Origin of the sequence: Prevotella sp. FD3004 (assembly GCF_000746155.1) — a bacterium.
GTDB lineage: Bacteria > Bacteroidota > Bacteroidia > Bacteroidales > Bacteroidaceae > Prevotella.
In genome coordinates this window covers 60,509-81,152 of record NZ_KN050819.1, presented here as the reverse complement: position 1 = coordinate 81,152, position 20,644 = coordinate 60,509, and the positions used below count along the sequence as shown (strand labels likewise).

Sequence of the window (20,644 nt, the reverse complement as noted above, 5' to 3'; positions counted from 1 at the left end):
AAATCAATGAAAAAGCTATTATTAGCCGCAGCGTTGGTGAGTGGAATGCTCACAGCCTGCACACAGAAGAGTAACAACAATCAAGACAACGAAAGTATGAATACAACACCAACATTGACGCAGGAGTGGGACAAGGTGTTCCCCCTGAGCGAGAAGGTAAATCACAAGAAAGTGACGTTTGAGACACAGTATGGCCTGACACTGGCTGCCGACCTCTATACACCTAAAGATGCCAAAGGCAAATTGGCAGCTATCGCCGTTAGCGGTCCTTTCGGAGCCGTGAAGGAGCAGTGCAGCGGACTCTATGCCATGAAGATGGCAGAGCGTGGTTTTGTGGCACTGGCCTTCGACCCTTCATACACGGGTGAGAGCAGCGGTGAACCGCGTCGCACAGCTTCGCCCGACATCAACACCGAGGATTTTATGGCAGCCGTAGATTTCCTGTCGAAGCAGGATAATGTAGATGCTGAGAAGATAGGCATCATCGGCATCTGCGGTTGGGGAGGCATTGCCCTGAACGCTGCCGCTGCCGACACTCGCATCAAGGCCACAGTAGCCTCAACGATGTATGATATGACACGCGTCAGTGGTAACGACTATAATGATGCTTTCGACGTAGAAGGAGCTCGCCATAAGAACCGTGAGAACCTTTCGAAGCAGCGTCTGGCCGACCCCAACGCAATGGCTGGCGGTGTATTGGATACCGTGCCTCCACAGGCCCCCAACTTCGTGCACGACTACTTCGACTACTACAAGACCACACGTGGTTATCACAAGCGCTCAGGCAACTCTAATGATGGTTGGCGCGTCATCGGCACACAGGCCTATGCCAACAGTCGTTTCCTCTACTACATCAACGAAATCCGCTCTGCCGTTCTCGTGATGCATGGCGCCGATGCTCACTCACGCTACTTTGGTGAGGCAGCCTATCACTATATGGTAGATGGTAAGGCCGAGGGCTACAAGTTTGTTGGCGAGCCCAATCCCAATCCCGAGAACAAGCAGCTGCTCATCATCCCCGGCGCCTCGCATTGCGACCTCTACGATGGCGGCTACGAGGAAAAAGCCGGCCGCTCGGCGACGCAAGGAGACGCTTGCCAGAGCAAGAAGGGACAACCCAAGAACATGATTCCTTGGGACAAACTGGAAGCTTTTTTCAAAAAGAATCTGAAATAAATGATATGTTGACAAATAATCGCCCATCTGTTTCTTATGCAGATGGGCGATTTCATTTATATTTTAAGACGTAGAATGGACCATATTTAACATTTGTTTGCCTTGCAACTCAATGATTATTTTGTTCTATTGCCAAGACAGGCTGCACCAAAAAACCAGAACTTTGTCAATAGCCCCACCACGTAACAAGAAAGGCTCTCTTACGTAAAATATTCCATAAAAAAGAGTGATTTTTCAGATTTTATTTGTACCTTTGCAATGTCATGTGCGATTTTGCTTGGCTTTTAATGCAGCACTAAGGTAAGTGAGAAATCTGACATGGCAAAACGTTGGGTAACTTTTTGTTGCTATGACACTTATAAACAAAGCTAAATTAAAGTGCTGCGGAATTTAGGTGTATGAAGACAGAACCCATCAACCGTAAGAATTATGAGAAACCAGCATTTGTGGTAATCAAGCTTTATATGAAGCCGATGATGCTGGTAGACAGCGATGAATATTATTACCAAGGAGCGCCAGACGATTAATTCGTCCTACTGACGTTGAGATCATCATAAAAGCTTCAGCATCTTCTCAGCCAAGGGCAAATACCAAGTGCGAACCTCTTCAGCCGTCGGCGTGTGCCCTCCGGGGAAGTGGAACGAATGGCTGTAATGTTCCAAGAAGAGCGGTTCAAAATGTGCCAACGTGTCCTGTTCGCCAAACACCCCCCAGATGCGGTCTTTGTAGCAGGGATTGCAGTCGTTGAACTGTATAGCCTCCAGTTCGGCAAACTCATCAATCATTGCTTCATTGATGGTGAAATCTTGCTTCCCGTCCTTTCGTGGCGACTTGTACTGATGATCACCAATACGCTGCTTCAGGAACTCCGTCATCCGGAAGTGAGGATTTCCAAGCAAGGCAGGGATGCCCATGGTAGAAGCCAGCAGCTGAGCATAGAACGAACCGCAGCTGTTACCCACCAGAAGGTCAGGTTTCTCACGTTCAATCAATTCACGAATAAAGCCTACGGCCTCTTTCGGGTGCATCGGCAGGTCTGGCGTAAGCACCTCGGCACGCCCCTCAAAGGAGTCACGCAACGCCAAAGCCGGTACACACTGGCCACTGGCATAGAAGCCGTGAAGGAACAATATCTTCTTCATACCCTTCTCCAAGTCATTTTAATGTGAGGAATGCCATCGAGCATGAAAGTCTCAGATGACTGTCTGAATCCCACGTTTTCATAGAATCCTTTAGCATATTCCTGTGCCTCAATATCAATGACAGTAGCTCCGAAATGTTCGATGGCAGCGTCAATGGCATGAAGCATAATCTGTTTGCCATAGCCCTTACCCCGTTCTGTGGTGATGACTCTGCCAATCGAGATTTCCTTCATGTGAGTACCTGCAGGGCACACACGAGCCAAAGCCACGACCCTATCAGCTTCGGTCAACCAGAGATGAATAGATTGCTGGTCGTCGCCGTCCATATCCTGATAGACGCAGTTCTGCTCAACCACGAAAACCTCGCTACGCACTCTCAGGAGTTCGTATAGCTCATCTGTGGTCAGTTCCTGGAACATTTTCTTATGTAGTTTCACCATTGCAACATCGTTATACAGATTCATGTTCATTTTCTGTGAACGAGTGCAAAGTTAGTTCTTTTTCCCTATTTCATGTTAGGTTAATGCGGAAAACATCCGCTTCACAAGACATTTTTAACAATTCAAGGTATAAGCCCTCCCCAACTTCAACAGCAAGCATCAGGACTATGGCTGACCTGTTGAAGATAATCATTATGTCTTACTAAGCACTATGCTCTATACAATCTTCGTTGTAATTCAAAATAGTGCTCACGGATATCGGCAACCGACATATTCAATCTTTCCTTTGCATCCCGCATGGAGTTAAACTTGATGTTAATAAAGGTCTTCAATTTATCCGAACCAAGTTCCTTAAAACCATTGCTGGCGTAGTATTCCAGAATCAGATTGTCAAACTCTCGCTGCTCCTTTTCCAAAGCATCTACATACTGCTGCTTCACTATTTCCACACGCATTGCTCTCTCGATAGGTGTCGAGTTATAGGCAATATACTCCAGCACATCGAGCAAGTCACATTTCTGCAGCTTTAGCATATTCCTCAACAGGTTCAGCTTATCTTCTGCAAAACCTGCCTCATCCAGCGTTTTCAACAGTTGCTCACGAGTTTCCGGATTCGACCATTTTTCTCTGAGGTCATCTGCGTCTGAGAAGAATTCCGGTATTCTTCCAAAGAGTTTCTTAACATATTCCTCTAGACTGATAAACTCGTCACCAAAGAATATCTTCTGCTCCCATGTTGTTTCAAGCGACAGCCTTCTGCCATCAGACAACTTGATATCTATCAGATTTGTTTGAGGCCTATCACAGGTACAAGGAAGATGACCACAAATAGGACAAGGGTCAGGTTGTGGTGGGAAAAGATCATCCTTGACACTATGGGAGCCTTCCTCTTCCTCGTCAAATTTCCTTTTATTACAAGTACAAGGCCAGTTGCCACAAACAGGACAGTGTGGATCACCATCCCAATCAGGGTCTTTAAACATATTGCAGGCTCCTACATAATCATAGATAGTGAAATAATATTTGCCATCAAACAGGCGCGTACCACGGCCTATAATCTGCTTAAACTCCACAATATTCTGAACAGGGCGCATCAATACGATGTTGCGCACATTACGGGCATCCACGCCAGTACTCAACTTATACGATGTGGTAAGTATCGTAGGCAACAGCTTTTCGTTGTCTTGGAAAGTTCTAAGCGTTGCTTCACCTACTTCTCCATCATCAGCAGTAACTCGCTCACAATAGTTGCTGGCAGGGCGCTTCTTGTGTTTGTTTACCATATCGCGCACTATCATAGCATGCTTTTGAGTGGCACAGAATATGATGGTCTTTTCGTCTGGATCAATCTTGTTCAGCAACTCTTGCACACGATGTTCGTCACGCTCCTTAATCTGTATTCTGCCATTATAGAAATCCGACTCCGAGTAAACCTTTTCATAGTCTATCTCTCCACTCTTCACAATGTCGCCCTCTTGATACTTATAGTCATCAATATTGCTCGTAGAGATGTCAACACGGAAAGGAACCAGGAATCCATCCTCGATACCTTGTTTCAGCGAATAAGTATATACAGGCTCACCGAAATAAGCATAGGTATTGGCATTATCTTTTCTTCTTGGTGTGGCTGTCATACCAAGCTGATAAGCGCTGTCGAAATACTCCATCAGTTTTCGCCACTCACTCTCATCATTAGCACCACCACGGTGACACTCGTCGATGATGATAAAGTCGAAGAAGTTGCGTTCATACTGCATATAGTAGGGCTGGTCATCTGAACCTTCAGGAATCTTAATGCCTTGTTCCTCAGCCTTTTGAGCATTAGGCGATGTCATCATCGTCTGGAAGATGGTGAAATAAAGATTGCGAGCCGTTGGCACCTTATAATTGTTCTTTTTCAGATCCTTTGGTGTTACTCGGCACATCGCATCCTCTGGGAACTGATCGAAGTCGTTGATAGCCTGATTGGCAAGGATGTTTCTATCCGAAATAAACAGGATTCTCGGCGCACGTTCTACACCCTTGGTATTCCACTTTGTCTGCGTCAACTTCCAACAAATCTGAAATGCCGTGTAGGTCTTTCCTGTACCTGTAGCCATTGTCAACAAGATACGATTTTTCTGCTTAGCAACAGCTTCAAGCACATTCTTAATGGCTATTTCCTGATAGTAACGAGGCGAACGACCGCCACTACGATTAAGCGCACACAAATTAAACTTATCTCGCCAAGGATTCTCCTCTGGGAAGGTCATCTGCCACAAGTCCTGTGGTGTTGGGAACTTGTCGATATCAAATTCCTTGCTGGGGATGATGTATTCTCCCTTGCTATCCTTGATACCCATGTCGATGAACCAAATCTCATCGCCATTGGTGCTATAGGTATAACGAATCTTCAGGGCATCAGCATAGAGCTTGGCCTGCCCTACACCTTCCGACACGTCTTTCTCATCGCTCTTAGCTTCAATTACAGCCAGTTTTATACCCTTGTATTCAAGGATATAATCAGCCTTTTTCGGATTCTTGTTACCAGTAGTTGTGATACGACCAGGTGCAATATAAGCACTTTGTTCCACCAGTATATGACTTCCTGGAACTATCCCCCAGCCTGCCTCTCTTAGCTTAGGGTCTATCTTGTTGAATCGTGTCTGCGCTTCGTTCATAATTGTAAATTTTGATACGAAATAATATATTTTCGGAATAGAAATAAGCCATTATACAAATCTTCTTTCTAAATAGATTTCCGATAAATCTCTTGCATTTTCTATGAATCTATCCATCATAGGAGTCCTATCGATGCCATTTAGACTATTCAATAATCTTGTGTCAGGATCTGGATGAGTGATATCATGCTCCTCTTTATTTCTAATAAACATTATCGCAATTTGAGCCACAATTATACCATAAGTGCCCAATTCAGATTCATTTTCATCAATATTTGAAATATCCTTAACGCAATCTGCTGCAAAAGAGTCTGCTTGTAATTCGTTACGTTTTAAAAGTTCAGGATCTCTCATTTTAAAATTATTATCCCTATAGCCAGGATGTTGATATACATGATGCCCAAGTTCATGACATAAAAGAAAGCTCATAGCATAAAGAAATATTGAATTCAAATCTTCATTATCCCATTCATGGAGATTCTTGCATGTCATATCTTCTGCATCTACAACTTTGTCTACTCTAATTAGTCTTTCAATGAAGTCATTTTCATTAAAACGATCTTCCTGACCACTCTTTATTAGAAACGCCAACCAAGCAATATACCATATCATTTGGCTAGATACATAAGAAAAAGATATTATGCCGTTACTATAATGAGCAACTCTTCCCAATCTTCTCTTATTTGGGTCTTCTTCTAATTGTCTAGGTATCGGAATAAATTCATCTTCATTAGTAATCTCTTTAATATCAAATTGGAATTCATTCTTATTTAAATATCTTGAAATTAAATCCAACTTTTTATTAAACTCATCTATCAATTCCAATAAGCGTATTTCCATTTCTTCCAAATTTTTATTCAAATACTTGTTTTAATATTGCTTGTTTTAATGCGTCGCACTCCAGAGAAAGCTATTATATCTTGTCGAACCTCATTCATATCTATTTTGCAAGTTTTGCAATATTTGAATATACATAATTCAATTTACTTACACATTCCTCAAATAAAGTTTTTCTCTCTGTAGAGCCCTTTATTTTAGAAAGCCACACTAACGATTCAAAGTCTTTTTTGATTCTGATGGTTTCTGTCCGATATTTACCTATTTCAGAAAGAAAAACTATTTTTCTTGGAGAATAAAAGGGGTTAGCATAATTACTTGGAATAATTTCGGAGTCTAACAATTGATTATCCAAGACGTCATATATAAAAGACATATTTTCCTTGCATTGAGTTGCTATTGATAATAGTTCCTTATATTTATCAAGAAACATCTGTCTTGTCAATCCATTGGAAGCTGAATAATGTTCTACTTCCTTGGCTTTCTTTTCAATGGCTTTATCAAGGCAATTAAGCATTGCCTCAATATCTAACTTATGATTCTTAATTTTATGTTTATCCATTGTTTCTATTATTTAAATACATGTCTTAATATAGATTGTTTCAATGCGTCGCACTCCAAAGGAATCTTTTTTCCCGTGTCTGCGCTTCGTTCATAGACTATTTAGATTTCATAAAAAAGTACTTAAAGCTATCCTTTATAAGCAAAACTCCTGCAATAGCCATCAAACCCAAGTAGATTGGAGCAGATGACATTGCTCCTGCAGCTGCAGAAAACCCACTATAAGGAGTACTTCTAAATGGTTTCAAACAAAATGACCATGTTGAAGACAAATTATCCAAAGTACAAAAATCATTTGAACCGTTGAATAAACATAACACAAACGCTACTACACCAATAAAAACAGGAACAAGTAATATTATTCCAATAATGCATTCTATTCTCTTTCCTATAATTTCAGCTTTTTCCATATATTTATTTTTTATTCAAATACTTGTCTTAATATAGCTTGTTTCAAAGCGTCGCACTCCTGAGAAATCTTGTCGTAGTTCTCTTGGAGGCGGTCTACCTTGGATTTGAGAGAGTCGAGAGTTTCGACGATGGATTGCTGCTTCTCCAATGAAATAGGCATATTGATAATAATGCTATTTAAAGCTTTCTGTGTTAACTTGGGTTGTGCAGCGCCAGTAATATACTCATCAAGTTTCATTTCTGAGAAGTAGTATTCAACAAACTTTTGAGTTATCTTACTTTTGAATCTCAAAACATGAGCATGATTGTTTACCCATACCTTTCCTGAGATAGGGAATGCGATAGGATATGTTCTCATCAAAAGGTTTGCACCATCTTCAGAAACACATAACAGATCTTCATCGAAAAGATAATCATCCACATAATCTACTATGCCAGAAGCACCATAATATGGATATATGCCAGCTGTTCTTTTATTCTTTGTAACGGGTTTGCGAATGCTGTCAAGATTTTCTGATATTTCAGGTAGAGTCTTCTCTTCCCACCCTTCTTTTGGTTCAAGCATTTCTTTGAGGGTTGCTTGGAAGAGGGATTTGGCTTCATTGAGGGCTTTTTCTGCATTAGTCTTCATCGTATCTATCTTAGCAAAAGCAGAGTCAAGATAATCAACGATGGATTGCTGCTCCGAGAGGGGTGGGACGGGGAGAACTAAATTTTTTATCTTCGGAATAGTTAATTGAGGAATAGAAGTTCCACTATCTCCAACTGATAGAGTCTTTAGGGCATAATAAAGATAGTCTATACTTAATAAGTCCCTTTTGGGGACAGCAGTAATTAACCGAATTGCAGGATAAAATGGTGTATATCGCCTAAAAGTTGCACCAATTGTGCCTCTTGCTGAAATTGTAACTGCAGGTTCATATACCCTTGCGTTATTTGTATATCCATATAAACCCTCATTTTCCGCGCCATTAGTGTAAATGGGAACTGTGAAATATTGAGTTTTATTTTTGGACACATCTGGTTTTGGTACATCACCACCAGCAAAGAGTTCTGTGCAGCATTCTTTTATTGTTTTATATGTCCACCCTTCCTTCATTTCACCATCTCCATTATTTCGTCAATAAGAGTCTGATTCTCCTGCCCAAGGGCATAGATGCTTTCTGCAATCTCGCTGGGTGTACGCTCGTCAACTTCCTCCACCTTATTAGGATTCTTCACACTAAGGTCGCAAGCATCATCAAGAGTGCTGACATCCAGCGTCCACGAATGTTCGCTTTCACCCTGTGTTTTCTGCAAGGTGAGGAACTCTTCCATATCAGCCTCGGTAAGGGGTTGCGTCTTGGTAAAGTGCTTGTCAACCTGGTAATACCAAATCTTCTCCGTTGGTTCACCCTTAGTGAAGAACAGAACAACCGTCTTCACACCTGCACCTGTGAACACACCAGAAGGCAAATCGAGGATGGTATGAAGGTTGCAATTCTCCAGGAGCATCTTTCGGATGGCACTTGCATCGCCATTGCTCAGGAAAGTGTTCTTGATAACGATACCTGCACGACCTCCAGCCTTCAGCATCTTAATGAAGTGCTGCATAAACATATAGGCTGTCTCAGAAGTGCGAATCTCGAAGTTCTGCAACACCTCGCCACGCTCATTGCCACCAAAGGGAGGATTTGCAAGAATAACGTTCTTACGATCGCTTTCCTGAATCTGACTGAGATTCATGGCAAGAGTGTTACCATGAGTGATATTAGGCGCTGATACACCGTGGAATATCATATTCATGGTAGCGATGATATAAGGCAGGCCTTTCTTCTCCTTGCCAAAGAAGGTATCTTTCTGCAAAGTTTCGTGGTCTTTCACACTCTTAATCTTATCCTTCATATAGAGAAATGCCTCACAGAGGAAACCTGCAGAGCCACAAGCTGGGTCATATACAGTTTCACCTATCTTGGGGTCAACCACCTTGATGATGCTACGAATTAATGGACGTGGTGTGTAATACTCACCACCATTACGACCAGCATTACCCATTCGCTGGATATTACTCTCATAAAGCACAGTCATTTCGTGCTTATCCTCGGCACTCTGGAAATGGAGTTCATCAATCATGTTGATAATCTCACGCATGTTGAATCCAGAGCGTATCTTATTATGCAGCTCGCCAAAGATTTCGCCTATCTTGTATTCAAGGCTATCCGTACTGGTAGCAGTATTCTGGAATTCTTTGAGGTATGGAAAGAGCTTCTGGTCAACAAACTCCACAAGGTCGTCGCCACTCATGGCATTGACGGTATCCAACACCATCTTACCCGTCTGTGGGTCTTTCTTCTTGGGTGTTGCCCACTGGCTCCAACGATAGAAGCCTGATACCAGTCGCTTGTAGGTCTTGCCTTCCAGTTCTGCTTCATCCTCTCGCTCCGTTTCAAGGTCATCAAGGTATTTCAGGAACAGCATCCACGATTTCTGTTCCAAGTAGTCTAACTCACTACCACAACCCTGTTCCTTCCAGAGTATTTGGTCTATTGCTTTAAATGTATTTTCGTATTTCATAATTTGACACTTTTGCTAATATTACTTGGTAGATAGAAATCCAAAGAACGACTTCTACTTCTATTAAAACCTGCTATATCAATATAACCTGCTAAAATTTCACAACGCCAGGCATAATTGGTATCTAATGATTCTACAATCTGTGCATTTATCGGTTCACCATAATACTCTTCAATTGATATATCTTTAACAATAGATTCCTCAACCTTATAATCAACTTTTACTCTTGTGCTACCGATATCAAAAATTTTTGAAGGCGGAGTTTTATTTATTAGAGCAAGCGGATATATTAGTTTTAAATAATCCTGTTTATTATATTTTGGATTAAGCCTTAAATCTTCATCAATATCAGCATAAGTCATACCCAACTCTGTCATATATATAAGTAACTTAAATATTGGCATTTGCATTGAAAGCTTTAGATTATGAGAAACAGCAAAAACGTCCTTATATAACCTTGTAGATAAATCCAGATCATATAATCTTACAATATCTCTTATAGACAAATTGTTAAAAATCTTATTCAGAATCGTAAAGGCATTTAAGAACTCCATTCGAATGCCAACCTCCCTTACAATTTTATCTTTTAACTTCATCAAAGCAGTTCCTGTAATACTATATCTGAACGGTTCCTCAGCAATGAATTTACTCATATAACCATTATATGAAGCATTCTTCCCATAGAAATGCTCAAAAATATGTTGAGTCGAATCATAATCCATAACTAAGACTATATTACTAAAACCAAATTTGTTCCCTACTTTATCTGGTTGAGTCGTATCGTCTATATGAGCACTAATCACGTTTAATATTCTAAAAAGATGAGCGGGATCTAATCTATCAAGATCTTCAATAATCAATACAGTTTTCTTCTCTATTACTTCGCCCTTATCATTCAAATATCCCACTTTATATAGATTAAGAGCCTCTTTTATCATCTGAGTGTAAGCATCATCCTCATAAAGGCCTCCCTTTTGAGCTTTAAACGCTCCAAAATATTTTTGGTAAGTAGCCTTCTCGTCATTATACTTCTTAGCTATGTCCATGCCCTTTTCTAGCATCTTTTTGATTATTGGGCCATAGGTTGGAATACAAGAGACTAGAAAAAACAAGACTTCTTTCAAATTCTCATAAGAGCCAACTGACGTAATAAGTTTCGTCAGATCAATTTTGTTCAGCATACCGAGTTTAACTAACTGAACTAGAATATCTCTCTTTATATACTCAAAAATGTCCTCATTCTGAGACACCACGTAATTTACTGGATACAACGTTATAAATTCGTATTCTGATTTTAATTTTTCGTCATTTCTAATTTTTTGAAGAAAAAATGATTTCCCATCACCAAATTTTGCAGAAAGAATCATTCTATCTGCATTTTTAAGATGACGTTCAAACTCTTCAATTTTATAATCTATATATTCTTCTGCGAAATATTCCATATAATATTCTATAAACTCACTGGCACTAAGCCATAATTGTCAATACCTCGTTATTACTTTGTTTCTTTTACAATTGGTTTAAAGAAGCAAATAGACTACTCTGTAACTCTCATATTCTTCCACAGGATTTGGTCTATTGCTTTAAATGTATTCTCGTATTGCATATTATTCTTTATTCCTCGAAAGGATATGTTTCATCATAAATATCACTCAGCAAGCGGTCTTTATATAACCAATGCGGAGTTGGCTGTATATGCTTAACCTTGTAACCTTTCAGCTTAGCTGATAATGCACTAATAGATGTTTCTTCTCCATCATAGCACACCTTACGATCAGACATGACGGTTACAGTTATCTGAGGGTCATCCTTCCACACAAGCACATCGCCTTTCTGCAACCCCATCTCGTAGAAGTTAAGTGCTGGGCGCTTGGCTTGTGCCTTTGAGCTGGCAGCCTTATCTTCGTCGGTAAGGTCATTCTGAATCTCCTCACTCACATCTTCGGTCACATCTGTGTGATGAAATAATTCAAGAATAGCCTTTGCCTGCTCGACATTAATTCGGAAGAACTCACGGTTCTTATTCACTCGTTGAGGTTCGAAAGCCGTATGAAGCGCACGCTCAATCTTGGCACAGTCCTTATTATTGACTCTACATGCAAACTGACATTCAAAAGCGACAGGAACACCAGTAGTATAGAGTTCTTTCATCCGCTTTTCTAAATCCTCTTGTTTTGTCATGCCTATCTTCACAAGACCAGGCATATAAGGATTGGTCAGTAAGTAAACTATTCCGTATTCCATATATCTTCTATTGGTATCGTCTTTAGTGGGTTTTAGTTTCTAATCTGCAAAGATAGGGGATTTTATCCACTCCACCAAACTTCTTGGTTAAAAAAGTTATTTCAAACTCACAAGAGACATAGCAGTTATCGCAGTCAATGATGCCGTACATGCGCTATTTCTTCCACTGTTTGATGGTATAGACCACCATACCCCACACCTTGAAGTTTTCATTCTCGTTAATGCGGGAAACATCCGCTTTACAAGACATTTTTAACAATTAAAAAGACATGTTATTTATGAAAGTTTTGTTTAGATTGCTTTGATGAGAAGAAAACATTTTCTATATTTGCAAACGGAAACATATCTTTTGTGTTGTTATGGTGGTAAAAGTAACTTTGCGCAAAACTATAAAATAATACGATGAAGAAGATTATATCTTTGGCTGTAACAGTGATAATGGCAATGATGATGCCGTTGTCATGCAACGTAAGGCAACATGGAGGTGCCTCAACAGAAATAAGTGAGGAGCAGTTAAAAGAACGGGCTGCCGAATTGTGCAAGTATATCCCCGACCACGAACTGCGGGAGGGTTCGCACGAGTATCTCACAAATGATTTCTACACCGTGCTCGACACGATATTCAATCACCTGCCTGAGCATGAGGCGATGGATCATGAGTGGCTGTACTACTTCGTAACAGGCAATGGCGGTACGATAGCCGACTATGAAGTGGTTGGCGTAGAGATAATCGATGACAATCATGCTACAGCCACCATCAAAGTAAGACAGAAATGGGAGGATGGCTCGTTCGATGAAACGACTGATATTGAGGAGCACCAGCTGACGATGGAACAAGTGGATGGCAAGTGGCTGTTAGCCGACTTTGACAATCACAAAGCAGACTGCATACGTCATATTGCCCAAAACCGCGACGAGCAGGCAAGGCGACAGGCCATTAGCGACTATCTGGCGAAGGAAATAGGACAGCACTATCGTCATGGGAAGATATGTATACCCACGCTGATGATGGTGGCCGAGGAGGGCGACAGCGTGTGGGGCGACTTCTGGGTGGATTGGTACAACATAGCCGGCGATACGCTCAAGACGGTATCGGGTGGCAACCACTCTGGACTCATACTGCTGAAAAAGCAAGGTACAGACTACTGCGTGACAGCTTTCGAACAAACTGTTGATGGGGCTGGCTATCTGCCAAGTGCCAAGCGCATCTTCGGCAGGCACTTTGATTTGTACCAGCAGATGCACTCTAATCAGAAGGTACGCGAAGCCGTCAGACGCGAACAGCTGAGCGAATATGTGAAGCGCAAGGGCTTAGCAGTGCGCTATTATCAGGACTATGGCTGGCCTGTTGTAGAGTTAGACAGATTCTAATAATAAAAGAAAAAAAAGACGTATCTATCACTTTTCAGCATAACCACATTATAATCAATAAGATAACTTGAGTGATAGATTATATTTATCTATCACTTTTTTAGAATTTGATGCAAAATTTATTGTAAAACGCTTGTATTTTACCAAAAAATTTTGTACCTTTGTAGCATCAAATTAATCAACATAAAAATGAAAATAACTATAATCAACACAAACAAAAAAGAAAAGAGTTTTACGCGTGAGGAATTCGATGAGTTTGTAGCTAATTTGAGGAATGGCACCTACCGCCAGCAGTATGTCCGCGACTTCAAGAAGGAGGTCTGTTTTGCAGCGGAATGGGTGAAACAGAACGGCGAGTTGAAGGTGAAAAATCACAACTGCCTGATGCTGCTATCTCTGGAGAACCTGCGTGACATGAGTACCGTAGAAGAGTATAAGCGCATGGCCGCCATGCAGCCCTATACCCTACTCTGCTTCATGGGGCACGACGGTCATTCGCTCCACATCGTATGTCCTTACACGGTTTCGGATGGCAATCCGTCGGAGACAGCATTGCTCAACGCCTTCCGCAAACTGCATTACATCTATTCGTCGCAGCTCGGCACACTACTTGCAGAGCATGAGCCCAGTTTCGCGACGGCATGCAAGGTCAGCTACGACCCGCAGCCATTCTACAGCCCATCGGCCATCGCCATCACCGTTTCGTCAGAACCTGAAACGACACCTGAGTTCCGCCCAATACAGGAGGACATCAGCGACTACAACTATCCGGAGGAGATTCCCGGGCTCAGTCTGCGCGACAGTCGGATGCGCCGATTCCACGACTGTCTGGATGCTGCCATCGAGAAATATTACGACTTGAAGGGTGATGAGCTTTTCGCCAGCGCCGTTCTCGAACAGTTGGCCGACGGTTGTCGCATCATGGGACTGCCCCAGGCATGGTGCGCCCGCGTAGCATCGTTCATCCCCCTACTCACCGACAGCCTCAGCCGAGAGGCCATCGAGAGCGTATTCAAGACAGCCTATCTCCGTAAAACCCTGAAGACCATCCCGATGAGGTTTACACGTCCATCAGCACTGCTGACTTTTAAGACCGAGGCCTATATGAAGGAGCACTACACCCTGCGCCTCAACGTGATGACGGGCACACCCGAATACCGCAAGAACGCCGTGGGCTACGGTTTCCAGCCGCTCGACCAGGCTGCCCGCAACACCATGGCCATCCAGGCACTGAAAGCGGGTGTTGAGTCGTGGGACAAGGATCTGAACCGCTATATCGACTCAAACCTCATACCCAGATACTACCCGATGGAGGATTATCTGCGCCACCTGCCTAAATGGAACGGCAAGCACGACTATGTAGGTGAGCTGGCCCGACGGGTGAAGACCGACAATAAACATTGGGAGAGCGACTTCCATACATGGATGCTCTCGATGGTGGCCCAGTGGCTGGGTAAGGACCGCCAGCACGGCAATGCCATCGTGCCCATGCTCATCGGTCCGCAGGGGTCTGGAAAGTCCACTTTCTGCAGACGCCTGCTGCCAGAATACTTGCAGATGTACTATAACGACCGTCTGTCGATGAAGAACGACAACGACATCTTCCTCGCCATGTCGGGCTACGCGCTCATCAACATCGACGAGTTCGATGCCATGTCGAAGTCGCAGCAGCCCATCCTGAAGTACCTTATCTCGAAGCACGACGTGAAGTTCCGTCCGCCGTATGGCAAGACGATGGAGGAGCGCCAGCGCTTCGCCTCGTTCATCGCCACCACCAACAACCGACGTCCGCTGACCGACCCTACTGGTTCGCGCCGTTTCATCTGCATCTATGCCGATGAGATTGACAACTCGGGCATTATCCCATACGACCAACTCTACGCCCAGCTTTATGCCGAGCTGCAGCAGGGGCGTCACTACTGGTTTGAGGACGAGGAGAATGCACATATCATGCAGCAGAACGAGCAGTTTCAGCAGGTAAACAACTACGAGCAGATGATAGCACTCACCTACCTGGCGCCCGAAGAGACGCCGGATGATGCGAAATATGTCTCACTCCAGGCGATGATGAAGCGACTTGAAAAGCTATTCCCTACTTTTACAATTACGAAAGGAACTGACGTCGAACTCGGAAGAAGGTTGACTAAAATGGGTTATCAGCATAAACGCTTAAACAAAGGGTCGGTCTTCAGAGTTGAAGAGATATAATCGCAAAAAGCAAAACAACTTGTTTTACTATGTCGCAGATAGCCTTTATAATGGTAAAAGACGGCACTTTAGAAAGTAAAACAACTTGTTTTACTGTGAGTGATAGTAGTGATAGATAACAAACATCTATCACCTCATATAAAGGACTGATATTAAACACATTAGAAACAAAAGTGATAGATAACTAAAAAAACAGATAAAAAAAATGGCAGTACACATTAAACTTATCAAGAACAATATTAAGAGCAGCAATTCTTATGGGAAATATTTTGCAAAAACTGTAAGTCAGGGCGAGGTAACGCTCGATGAGATAGCTGCTGAGGCTTGTCGTAACAGCGGTTTTTCCGAAGGTGCTGTTGTGGGCGTAGTAACCGAGCTACAGGACATCTTGAAACAGAGACTTACCGAGGGACAGACTGTTATTCTTCCTGGCATAGGTCGTTTCAGTCTGCGTGTAGAAAGCATCGGTGTGGATGATCCGAAGGATTTCAACATCCGCCGACACATCACCCGCATCGTCTGTGGTTTCCTCCCAGCAGGACGCCGCATCCAGGGCCGACATATCCTCTACGACTTCTGCGAGGGCGTCAAAGCCGTGTGGCAGACTGGTTATAAACCATAATCAAACTGCAATTCCTACAGATAACACAATCATTGCAACTGAGTTGCGAAACCTATGACGTACCTTTGCACCCAAAATTGAAACAAAGGTATGATCAACAGAATCATTTACTATTCTATTCACCACAAATTTGTGGTGCTGTTGCTGCTGGCGGCAATTGTGGGTGGCGGCCTGTACAGCATGAGGAATATCAACGTGGACTCGACACCTGACATCACCGACAATCAGGTGCAGGTGATTACGTCGGCGCCCAACCTATCGACGCTCGACATCGAGCAGTTTGTGACCTACCCCGTAGAACTGGCAATGGCCAACCTGCCGGGCGTGGAGGATATACGCTCGGTATCGCGATTCGGGCTGTCGGTGGTGACGGTGGTGTTTCGCGAGGACATGGGCACCTACCTGCCGAGACAGCTGGTGAAGGAGAAGCTGGACGAGGTGGAGGAACAGATTCCTGAGGGTTTCGGTAAGCCGGAGATGGGTCCTATCACGACGGGTCTGGGCGAGATTTTCCAATATACGCTGCAACCACGCGACACGTCGGGATATACGCCGCAGGAACTGCGCACGATGCAGGACTGGGTGGTGAAGCGACAGCTGTCGATGATACCCGGCGTGGTGGAGGTGAACTCCTTCGGCGGCAGCATCAAGCAGTATGAGATAGCGCTGAGCAGCGAGCAGCTGAACGCCCGCCGCGTGACGATGCAGGAGGTGTTTGACGCGCTGAGCAAGAACAACGTGAACACGGGCGGCGCCTATATCGAGAAGGACCATATGGCCAGTTTCATCCGTGGAGAGGGACTGGTGAAGAGTATCGACGACATCAAGCAGATAGTGGTGAAGCATGAGGGCGGTGTGCCTGTGCTCATCAGCGATGTTGCCGAGGACGTGCGCTTCGGCCATCAGGTGCGCTACGGAGCTTTTACGCAGGACGGCCATGAGGCCGTGGGCGGCATGATACTGATGCTGAAAGGTGCCAACTCTGACAAGGTGGTGACGGCTGTGAAGGAGCGCATGGAGGAGGTACAGAAAAGTCTGCCTGCCGACGTGCGCATAGTGCCGTTTCTGGACCGCAGCAACCTCATAGCCCGCACCACGGGCACGATAGCGCAGAACCTGATAGAGGGGGCGCTGATAGTCATCTTCGTACTGGTGCTGCTGATGGGCAGCATGCGCGGCGGCATCATCACGGCATCGGTCATACCCCTGGCCCTGCTCTTCGCCTTCATCATGATGCACCTCTTCAGTGTGTCGGCCAACCTGATGAGTCTGGGTGCCATAGACTTCGGCATCATCGTGGATGGCGCCGTGATTATCGTAGAGGGTATCGTGGCGAGGGTGGAACGGCTTCTCGACGAGAAACCCGACGGGCAGACGACAGCGGGCTCTATGGCCCATATCAGCTACGAGAGCGCCTCGACGATGATGGGGTCTGCCTTCTTCGGACAGCTGATTATCCTCATCGTCTTCACACCTATCTTATTCCTTACGGGCGTGAGCGGCAAGATGTTCCAGCCGATGGCCTACACCTTCGCCTTTGCCATACTAGGCGCACTGATACTCTGTCTGACCTACGTGCCTGTGGCCAGTGAACTGATGCTGCGCCCCATGAAAAGCGGGCAGAGTCTGCTGGCACGTATGGAGGCATGGCTGAAGGGACTCAGCGAACGCATCATGCAGCGCATACAGGGCTGGTACGCCCCACTGCTAGTCTATTCTCTCAGTCGTAAGCGACTGGTGCTCGGCATCGCCGTAGGCCTCTTCCTCATAGCAGGACTCATCTTCAGTCGTATGGGCGGTGAATTCATCCCGGAACTCGACGAGGGCGACATCGCCATGCAGACCTTCCTGCGACCGGGTTCGTCGCTGCAGGAGACCGTCAAACGCGAGCAGGAGGTGGAGCGTCTGCTGCTGCAGAACTTCCCCGACGAGATTAAGACCGTATGCGCCCGCATCGGTGTGGCCGACATCCCCACCGACCCCATGGGTTTCGACTATACCGACTCGTTCATCATTCTGGAGAAAGACAAGTCGAAGTGGAAGAAGGCCTCAACGAAGGAGGAACTCATTGAGCGTATGCTCGAAGTGCTGAACACGCTGCCAGGACTTAATTTCTCGTTCTCGCAGCCCGTGGCCCTGCGCTTCAACGAACTGCTGACGGGTGTACGCGAGGACATCGCCGTGAAGGTATATGGCGAAGATCTCGACACGCTGAATGTCATCGGCGAGAAGATGGCGGCCATTATCAGTCGCATAGACGGTGCCGAGGACGTGGCACTGGAGCGTACCGCCGGACTGCCGCAGATCACCGTGCGCTACGACCGCGAACGCATCGCCCGTTACGGCCTCGACATCCAGAAGCTGAACAGCTATGTATCGGCGGCTTTCGCCGGTGCCAAGGCGGGTGTCATCTTCGAGGGCGAGAAGCGCTTCGACATGGTGATACGTCTGGACCAGAAAGAGCGTCAGAGCATCGACGACATACAGAATCTCTATATCGACCTGCCCAACGGCGAACTCATCCCCCTGAAGGAGGTGGCCCGTGTGAGCTACGAGCCAGGACCGATGCAGATAAGTCGCGACCGTGCCTCGCGCCGTATCTATGTGGGTGTAAACGTGCGAGGCCGCGACGTGCAGTCACTGGTCGATGAGATACAGGAGCGCCTTGATGCACAGCTGCAGTTGCCTGTAGGCTATCACATCACCTATGGCGGCGAGTTCCAGAATCTGGAGGATGCACGACAGCGTCTCACCGTCGTGATGCCCATCGCCCTGCTGCTCATCTTCGTGCTGCTCTATTTCGCTCTGCGCTCCGTGCGACAGGCTCTCATGATCTATATAGCCGTGCCACTGGCCACCATCGGTGGTATTCTGGCATTGGCCCTGCGCGGCATGCCGTTCAGCATATCCGCAGGCGTGGGCTTCATCGTGCTCTTCGGCGTCGCCGTGCTCAACGGTCTGGTACTTATCAACCGCTTCAACACGTTGCAGGCCGAAGGCGTATCTGACCTCCGCAAACGCATCATGACGGGCACCCGCGAGCGTCTGCGCCCCATCCTACTCACCGCCACCGCTGCCATGCTCGGCTTCCTGCCCATGGCCATCAGCAGTTCAGCAGGTGCAGAGGTGCAGCGTCCGCTAGCTACCGTCGTCATCGGCGGCCTGTTCTCGGCCACCGTATTGACACTTATCGTAGTACCTATTTTATATGCATTGGAAGAAAAAACCATCAGAATGAAAATGAACAAGCATATCGCGACAGGCATTGCACTGGCCTGTCTGCTGGTGAGTCCTTCGACACTTAAGGCGCAGCAGACCATCAGTCTGGAGGAGGCGCAGCGGATGGCCGTCGACCGCTATCCGGCGATGCGCGCGGCAAGACTGAACACGCAGAGTGCAGAGGCGCTGAAGAAGTCGGCGCTGGACCTGGGCGAGACTGAGATATCGACAGGTGGCGAGGAGATAGGTCACGGCAACGAGGCCACCTACACGCTCATTGCCGTACGTCAGAACCTGGACATCCTGAGCATCGATGCCAGGAGGGGCTATCTGAGTCAGCAGGCACGAGTGGCCGAGGCGGAGGCACGGGTGGCTGAGCGCGAACTGAGGCGCGAGGTGGGCATCGACTATGCTGCGGCCATCGTGGCAAGGGAGCGCACACGGGTATATCAGCATCTGGACTCCATCTATCGCGATTTTGAGCGCGCGGCCCAGTTGCGCTACGAAACGGAGACCACCGCGAAACTGGAGTATATCAGCGCCCAACAGCAGGCGCGACAGACGCAGCTGGCCCTGAGCGAGGCGCAACTGGACGAGCGCATCGCCCTGCAGGACCTGAACCGCTGGCTGGGCGAAGGTGCCGACTATCGGCCAGAGAATCAACTGATGATTGAGAATGAAGAATGGGTAATGGATAATCATCCATCGCTCGTGCTCGCCCAAGAAAAGGTGAGACTCGCTGAGACGCAGGTGAAGGCCGAGAAAGCGGAATTGCTGCCGAAACTCTACGTACAGGGAGGTACACAGAAGATTGGCGACAAGTCGGGCTACTGGACCTACGAGGTGGGCGTGAGTATGCCGCTGTTCAGCGCGGCCCGCAGCGCCAAGTCGAAGTCGGGCCGGTTGCAGCACGAGGCAGAGATAGCCCGGCAGGAGCATACCCAACAGCAACTGAACAACGACCTGCGCCGCCTGACTGCCACCGACGAGAAATGGAGCGACCAACTGCGCTACTATCGCGAGACGGAACTGCCGCTAGCCGACGAACAGCAGCGCGTGGCAATCGCATCGTACAAGGAGGGTGCCATCGGCTATATAGACTTCATCCAGAACATGAAGGAGGCGGCCAAGGTGCAGCTGGACTACTGGACGGTTTACGGCGAATATATGACTAACAGAATGAACATGATATATTATTGA

The 20,644-nt window shown here is 45.8% G+C and carries 16 protein-coding genes; 6 read left to right on the top strand and 10 right to left on the bottom strand.

Annotation, left to right across the window (positions count from 1 at the left end; all coding sequences use genetic code 11):
- The first annotated feature begins 6 nt into the window (after positions 1–6).
- Complete coding sequence (locus T325_RS07295; protein WP_197051328.1) at positions 7–1,176, top strand: alpha/beta hydrolase; 1,170 nt, start codon at positions 7–9, stop codon at positions 1,174–1,176.
- 398 nt (positions 1,177–1,574) lie between these two features.
- Complete coding sequence (locus T325_RS12980) at positions 1,575–1,703, top strand: hypothetical protein (RefSeq protein ID WP_255327773.1); 129 nt, start codon at positions 1,575–1,577, stop codon at positions 1,701–1,703.
- A 24-nt stretch (positions 1,704–1,727) separates the two neighbouring features.
- Here the strand turns inward: T325_RS12980 and T325_RS07290 are convergent, their stop codons facing one another.
- The 10 genes from T325_RS07290 to T325_RS07245 all read right to left on the bottom strand — a co-directional run bounded on the left by T325_RS07290 (position 1,728) and on the right by T325_RS07245 (position 12,024).
- Positions 1,728–2,318 (bottom strand): YqiA/YcfP family alpha/beta fold hydrolase, encoded by a 591-nt coding sequence (locus T325_RS07290; RefSeq protein ID WP_036911964.1) that lies wholly within the window; start codon positions 2,316–2,318, stop codon positions 1,728–1,730.
- Positions 2,315–2,788, bottom strand: coding sequence for a GNAT family N-acetyltransferase (locus T325_RS07285; RefSeq protein WP_197051327.1), 474 nt, complete (start codon positions 2,786–2,788; stop codon positions 2,315–2,317). Before T325_RS07285 ends, T325_RS07290 begins: the two co-directional genes overlap by 4 nt.
- Positions 2,789–2,967: 179 nt before the next feature.
- A complete protein-coding gene (hsdR, locus tag T325_RS07280) occupies positions 2,968–5,418 on the bottom strand; it encodes an EcoAI/FtnUII family type I restriction enzme subunit R (RefSeq protein ID WP_036911961.1) in 2,451 nt (816 codons plus the stop codon).
- Between the two features lie 51 nt (positions 5,419–5,469).
- Positions 5,470–6,267, bottom strand: coding sequence for a phage exclusion protein Lit family protein (locus T325_RS07275; protein WP_156097655.1), 798 nt, complete (start codon positions 6,265–6,267; stop codon positions 5,470–5,472).
- A 91-nt stretch (positions 6,268–6,358) separates the two neighbouring features.
- Positions 6,359–6,817 (bottom strand): hypothetical protein, encoded by a 459-nt coding sequence (locus tag T325_RS07270; RefSeq protein ID WP_036911954.1) that lies wholly within the window; start codon positions 6,815–6,817, stop codon positions 6,359–6,361.
- A gap of 97 nt (positions 6,818–6,914) precedes the next feature.
- Positions 6,915–7,226 carry a hypothetical protein gene (locus T325_RS07265; protein WP_036911951.1) on the bottom strand — a complete coding sequence of 104 codons (312 nt, stop codon included), beginning with the start codon at positions 7,224–7,226 and terminating at the stop codon, positions 6,915–6,917.
- An 11-nt stretch (positions 7,227–7,237) separates the two neighbouring features.
- Positions 7,238–8,326 (bottom strand): restriction endonuclease subunit S, encoded by a 1,089-nt coding sequence (locus T325_RS12390; RefSeq protein WP_051949775.1) that lies wholly within the window; start codon positions 8,324–8,326, stop codon positions 7,238–7,240.
- Positions 8,323–9,780 carry a class I SAM-dependent DNA methyltransferase gene (locus tag T325_RS07255; RefSeq protein ID WP_036911949.1) on the bottom strand — a complete coding sequence of 486 codons (1,458 nt, stop codon included), beginning with the start codon at positions 9,778–9,780 and terminating at the stop codon, positions 8,323–8,325. The genes T325_RS12390 and T325_RS07255 overlap by 4 nt, the downstream gene beginning before the upstream one ends.
- Positions 9,777–11,222 (bottom strand): P-loop NTPase fold protein, encoded by a 1,446-nt coding sequence (locus tag T325_RS07250; RefSeq protein ID WP_051949774.1) that lies wholly within the window; start codon positions 11,220–11,222, stop codon positions 9,777–9,779. The genes T325_RS07255 and T325_RS07250 overlap by 4 nt, the downstream gene beginning before the upstream one ends.
- A 172-nt stretch (positions 11,223–11,394) precedes the next feature.
- Positions 11,395–12,024: a GIY-YIG nuclease family protein gene (locus tag T325_RS07245; protein WP_036911946.1), complete on the bottom strand. Its 630-nt coding sequence runs from the start codon at positions 12,022–12,024 to the stop codon at positions 11,395–11,397.
- Between the two features lie 402 nt (positions 12,025–12,426).
- On the opposite strand from T325_RS07245, the gene T325_RS07240 reads away from it, so the two are divergent.
- From T325_RS07240 to T325_RS07225, 4 genes are all read left to right on the top strand, one after another.
- Positions 12,427–13,395, top strand: coding sequence for a hypothetical protein (locus T325_RS07240; protein WP_036911943.1), 969 nt, complete (start codon positions 12,427–12,429; stop codon positions 13,393–13,395).
- A gap of 189 nt (positions 13,396–13,584) precedes the next feature.
- Positions 13,585–15,603 carry a VapE domain-containing protein gene (locus T325_RS07235; RefSeq protein ID WP_036911941.1) on the top strand — a complete coding sequence of 673 codons (2,019 nt, stop codon included), beginning with the start codon at positions 13,585–13,587 and terminating at the stop codon, positions 15,601–15,603.
- A gap of 205 nt (positions 15,604–15,808) precedes the next feature.
- Positions 15,809–16,225 carry an HU family DNA-binding protein gene (locus T325_RS07230; protein WP_036911938.1) on the top strand — a complete coding sequence of 139 codons (417 nt, stop codon included), beginning with the start codon at positions 15,809–15,811 and terminating at the stop codon, positions 16,223–16,225.
- 90 nt (positions 16,226–16,315) lie between these two features.
- Entirely contained in the window at positions 16,316–20,644 is a 4,329-nt protein-coding gene (locus T325_RS07225) for a CusA/CzcA family heavy metal efflux RND transporter (RefSeq protein WP_036911935.1), read from the top strand.

What these genes read in the sequence shown, in the direction of transcription:
- T325_RS12390 (WP_051949775.1), bottom strand. Translation starts at nt 8,326, where the DNA reads ATGAAGGAAGGGTGGACATATAAAACAATAAAAGAATGCTGCACAGAA.
- T325_RS07295 (WP_197051328.1), top strand. Translation starts at nt 7, where the DNA reads ATGAAAAAGCTATTATTAGCCGCAGCGTTGGTGAGTGGAATGCTCACA.
- T325_RS07265 (WP_036911951.1), bottom strand. Translation starts at nt 7,226, where the DNA reads ATGGAAAAAGCTGAAATTATAGGAAAGAGAATAGAATGCATTATTGGA.
- T325_RS07240 (WP_036911943.1), top strand. Translation starts at nt 12,427, where the DNA reads ATGAAGAAGATTATATCTTTGGCTGTAACAGTGATAATGGCAATGATG.
- T325_RS07225 (WP_036911935.1), top strand. Translation starts at nt 16,316, where the DNA reads ATGATCAACAGAATCATTTACTATTCTATTCACCACAAATTTGTGGTG.
- T325_RS07285 (WP_197051327.1), bottom strand. Translation starts at nt 2,788, where the DNA reads ATGAACATGAATCTGTATAACGATGTTGCAATGGTGAAACTACATAAG.
- T325_RS12980 (WP_255327773.1), top strand. Translation starts at nt 1,575, where the DNA reads ATGAAGACAGAACCCATCAACCGTAAGAATTATGAGAAACCAGCATTT.
- T325_RS07235 (WP_036911941.1), top strand. Translation starts at nt 13,585, where the DNA reads ATGAAAATAACTATAATCAACACAAACAAAAAAGAAAAGAGTTTTACG.
- T325_RS07245 (WP_036911946.1), bottom strand. Translation starts at nt 12,024, where the DNA reads ATGGAATACGGAATAGTTTACTTACTGACCAATCCTTATATGCCTGGT.
- T325_RS07250 (WP_051949774.1), bottom strand. Translation starts at nt 11,222, where the DNA reads ATGGAATATTTCGCAGAAGAATATATAGATTATAAAATTGAAGAGTTT.
- T325_RS07270 (WP_036911954.1), bottom strand. Translation starts at nt 6,817, where the DNA reads ATGGATAAACATAAAATTAAGAATCATAAGTTAGATATTGAGGCAATG.
- hsdR (WP_036911961.1), bottom strand. Translation starts at nt 5,418, where the DNA reads ATGAACGAAGCGCAGACACGATTCAACAAGATAGACCCTAAGCTAAGA.
- T325_RS07255 (WP_036911949.1), bottom strand. Translation starts at nt 9,780, where the DNA reads ATGAAATACGAAAATACATTTAAAGCAATAGACCAAATACTCTGGAAG.
- T325_RS07230 (WP_036911938.1), top strand. Translation starts at nt 15,809, where the DNA reads ATGGCAGTACACATTAAACTTATCAAGAACAATATTAAGAGCAGCAAT.
- T325_RS07290 (WP_036911964.1), bottom strand. Translation starts at nt 2,318, where the DNA reads ATGAAGAAGATATTGTTCCTTCACGGCTTCTATGCCAGTGGCCAGTGT.